General features: G+C 64.4%; 4 protein-coding genes. 3 read left to right on the top strand and 1 reads right to left on the bottom strand.

Translation table 11 applies throughout. From position 1 onward, the window contains the following. A partial coding sequence (locus AC5JJ6_RS11440; RefSeq protein WP_496042150.1) for a tetratricopeptide repeat protein occupies positions 1-782 on the top strand: 782 nt, incomplete at its 5' end. 78 nt (positions 783-860) lie between these two features. Here AC5JJ6_RS11440 and AC5JJ6_RS11445 read toward each other — a convergent pair. Beyond that, complete coding sequence (locus AC5JJ6_RS11445; protein ID WP_496042151.1) at positions 861-1,274, bottom strand: GFA family protein; 414 nt, start codon at positions 1,272-1,274, stop codon at positions 861-863. Between the two features lie 173 nt (positions 1,275-1,447). On the opposite strand from AC5JJ6_RS11445, the gene AC5JJ6_RS11450 reads away from it, so the two are divergent. Together AC5JJ6_RS11450 and AC5JJ6_RS11455 are read left to right on the top strand one after the other, a co-directional pair. After that, complete coding sequence (locus tag AC5JJ6_RS11450; RefSeq protein ID WP_496042152.1) at positions 1,448-2,608, top strand: pyridoxal phosphate-dependent aminotransferase; 1,161 nt, start codon at positions 1,448-1,450, stop codon at positions 2,606-2,608. 46 nt (positions 2,609-2,654) lie between these two features. Continuing rightward, entirely contained in the window at positions 2,655-3,002 is a 348-nt protein-coding gene (locus AC5JJ6_RS11455; RefSeq protein ID WP_496042153.1) for a DUF1127 domain-containing protein, read from the top strand. Positions 3,003-3,067: the final 65 nt, after the last annotated feature.

Here is a 3,067-nt window from a genome sequence, read left to right on the forward strand (position 1 = left end):
GCGCGGCATTGCTGCTGGAGCGCAGCTACGAGGCGGAACTCGAAGGCCAGCACGATGCCGCCCTAAGCCACGCGGCGGCGGCCGCCAAGCTGGAACCGGCCTTCCCGCCGGCCGCCTCCCGGCTGGCGCGTCTGCTGGCCCGCACGGGCAAGCACAGGAAGGCCACAAAGGTCATCGAGAAGGCCTGGACCACCCGGCCGCATCCGGAACTGGCGGACGCCTATCGCGACATCAGCCAGGACACCGATCCGCTGGCCCAGGTCAAGCGGTTCGAGCGGCTTCAGTCGCTGGCACCCGACAACATCGACGGCCACATAGCGCTCGCCCGCATTTCCATGAACGCCAAGCTGTGGGGCGAGGCACGCAACCACCTGAGCAAGGCGCTGGCCCAGCGCCAGAGCGACCGGGTCTACCGCATGCTGGCGGAGCTGGCCGAGGCGGAGCACGGCGACATCGCGGCCGCCCGCGACTGGCTGGCCAAGGCCGCCAATGCCGAGCCGGATCCGATCTGGATCTGCAAGGAATGCGGAACGCCGTCCAAGTCATGGCGCAGCAACTGCGGACATTGCGGCGCCTTCGACAGCATGCAGTGGAAGACCCCGAGCATCGCGGTCCAGATCGACGAGCCGAACCGCCTTCCGCCGGCTCCTCCGCCGGTGGAGCCGGCGACGTCTCAGACTGCGGCGGCCCGGACCACGGTGGTCGATCAGGAGCCTCCGCCCCACAACACTACGACGCAGAACGCGGCGACAGCGACGCAGACTCAGGCTGCGGCAAGCTGAAGCAGTGTGGGGGCGTTAAACGTACCGGCGGCGGAATCATTCCGCCGCCGGTTTTTTATTGCCGAAACGGTGAGAGATTCAATTGTCGCCCGGATACGAGGCAGCGCCGGGTATGTTACCCAGCCACTTGATCCGGTGTTCGGTCCAGATCTCGTAGTCCGGCGCCGGGAAGTCGGAAGGATCGTCGAAGCTTCCCAAGGTGATCGAGATGCGCGTTCCGCCGTCCTGCATCCAGAACAGCCAGGAACCGCAGTTCGGGCAGAACTGCCGGGACGCGGTGCCGGAAGCCCGGTAGCTTCCCGGCTCGCCCTTCACGAGTTCGAACTTGTCCCGATCGAAGTTGGCGAAGGCCGGCATCGGTGCTCCGCTCTGGCGCTGGCATTGGGTGCAGTAGCAGATGTTGGTGTCTTTGGGCATACCCGTCGCCCTGTACCGGACCGCGCCGCACAGGCAGCCGCCCTGATGGACCTTGTCCCCTTGGGGATCGCTCATCGCCTTTTTCTCCCTATGCGTCCGGCCCCCAGCCTTACGTACCTGCCTCTCTTCTTCAAACAAAGCTTTCTCATATCGGCATGAGAGGAATTCATGGGTTCGGGCGCTATACAAACAAAGCAGCCCAGGGTATGACGGTTGCCTCACTCAACTAAATTCGTGGCCATTCCTCCATGTCCCAAGGTCCCGGCATCCGTCCCTCGATCGACGCTCTTCCCCATAGCCTGATCGACGAGATTGCCAGATACGGCAGGGGGCGCGATGGGATGATCCCGCTCTGGTTCGGCGAGGGAGACGTCCCGACTCCGGACTTCGTAATGGATGCCGCCAATCAGGCGATGCGCGAAGGCCATGTCTTCTACACCTGGCAACGCGGCCTGCCGGAACTGCGCGATGCCCTGGCGGCCTATCACCGGCGGACCTACGGCATGCCGGTGGACGCCGACCGGATCACCGTCACCGGATCGGGCATGACCGCGATCTCGCTGTCGATCCAAAGCCTGATCGATCCGGGCGACGAGGTCGTCATCGTTTCCCCCGTCTGGCCCAACGTCTTCGCGAGTATCGAGATCATGGGCGGCGTCGTCCGGCAGGTGCCGCTGTCGCTGGGGAACGCCGGCTGGACCCTGGATCTCGACCGCCTGTTCGACGCCTGCGGGTCGAGGACGAAGATGATCTTCATCAACTCGCCCTGCAATCCGACCGGCTGGACGATGGGCACCGACGACATGCGCCGCGTGATGGAGTTCGCGCGCGAGCGCGGCCTTTGGGTGATGTCCGACGAGGTTTATTCCCGTATGGTCTACGACGGCAGCCGCGCGCCGTCCTTCCTGGACGTGTCCGAACCGGAAGACCGGCTGCTGGTCATCAACAGCTTCTCCAAGAACTGGGCGATGACCGGCTGGCGGCTGGGCTGGGTCGTGTCCCCGCCGTCGTTCGGGCCGGTCTACGAGAAGATGGTCCAGTTCAACAATTCCGGTGTCCCCGGCTTCGTCCAGAAGGCCGGCATCGCCGCGCTGGAACAGGGTGACGGCTTTCTGGCCGATATGGTCGAGCGGTGCAGGACCGGCCGGGACATCGTCTGCGGCGTGCTCGAGTCGCTGCCCCGCGTCAAGGTCCAGCGTCCCGACGCCGCCTTCTACGCCTTCTTCTCGGTGGAGGGGGCCTCCGACAGCCTGACGCTCGCCAAGCGCATCGTCGACGAAGCCCAGGTCGGTCTGGCGCCCGGCGCCGCTTTCGGCGAGGGCGGCGAAGGCTATCTCCGCCTCTGCTTCGCCAGCTCGCCCGCGAGGCTGAAAGTTGCAATGGAACGGATGGCGCCGGTTCTAAGTTGACCGAGCCTGAAGTAATAGGGCGTCGGCGAATGTTCCTAGGCCAGCCATGGCGCCAAATCATGTCAACCATGTAGAAGGCGCACTTCTCGCAGGTGCAGCAAAACCCCATATTCCGATCACGAAAGAACGGAAGGCCGGCGAGACACGCCGGCCGTTTTTATTGAGGACTCACATCATGGCACTGGCAGTTCGCACGCCCGGTTATGCCGGTCGACGTTCGGCCGACTCTTCCGCTGATCTTATCCAGCGGTTGACCGACACCCTGAAGACCTGGAAGTATCGTATCGTCAGCCGTCGCGAGCTGATGGAACTCGACGCGCACATGCTGCGCGACATCGGCCTGAGCGATCTGGAAGCCCAGTCCGAAGCCAGCAAGCCGTTCTGGCGCGCCTGATCTTCAGTCGCGACATGGGGCTGATCATGGCCGATCCGGATTGGCCGATCTGAACAAGCCGCGCT

Source organism: Skermanella sp., from assembly GCF_059503625.1.

What these genes read in the sequence shown, in the direction of transcription:
- AC5JJ6_RS11445 (WP_496042151.1), bottom strand. Translation starts at nt 1,274, where the DNA reads ATGAGCGATCCCCAAGGGGACAAGGTCCATCAGGGCGGCTGCCTGTGC.
- AC5JJ6_RS11450 (WP_496042152.1), top strand. Translation starts at nt 1,448, where the DNA reads ATGTCCCAAGGTCCCGGCATCCGTCCCTCGATCGACGCTCTTCCCCAT.
- AC5JJ6_RS11455 (WP_496042153.1), top strand. Translation starts at nt 2,655, where the DNA reads ATGGCGCCAAATCATGTCAACCATGTAGAAGGCGCACTTCTCGCAGGT.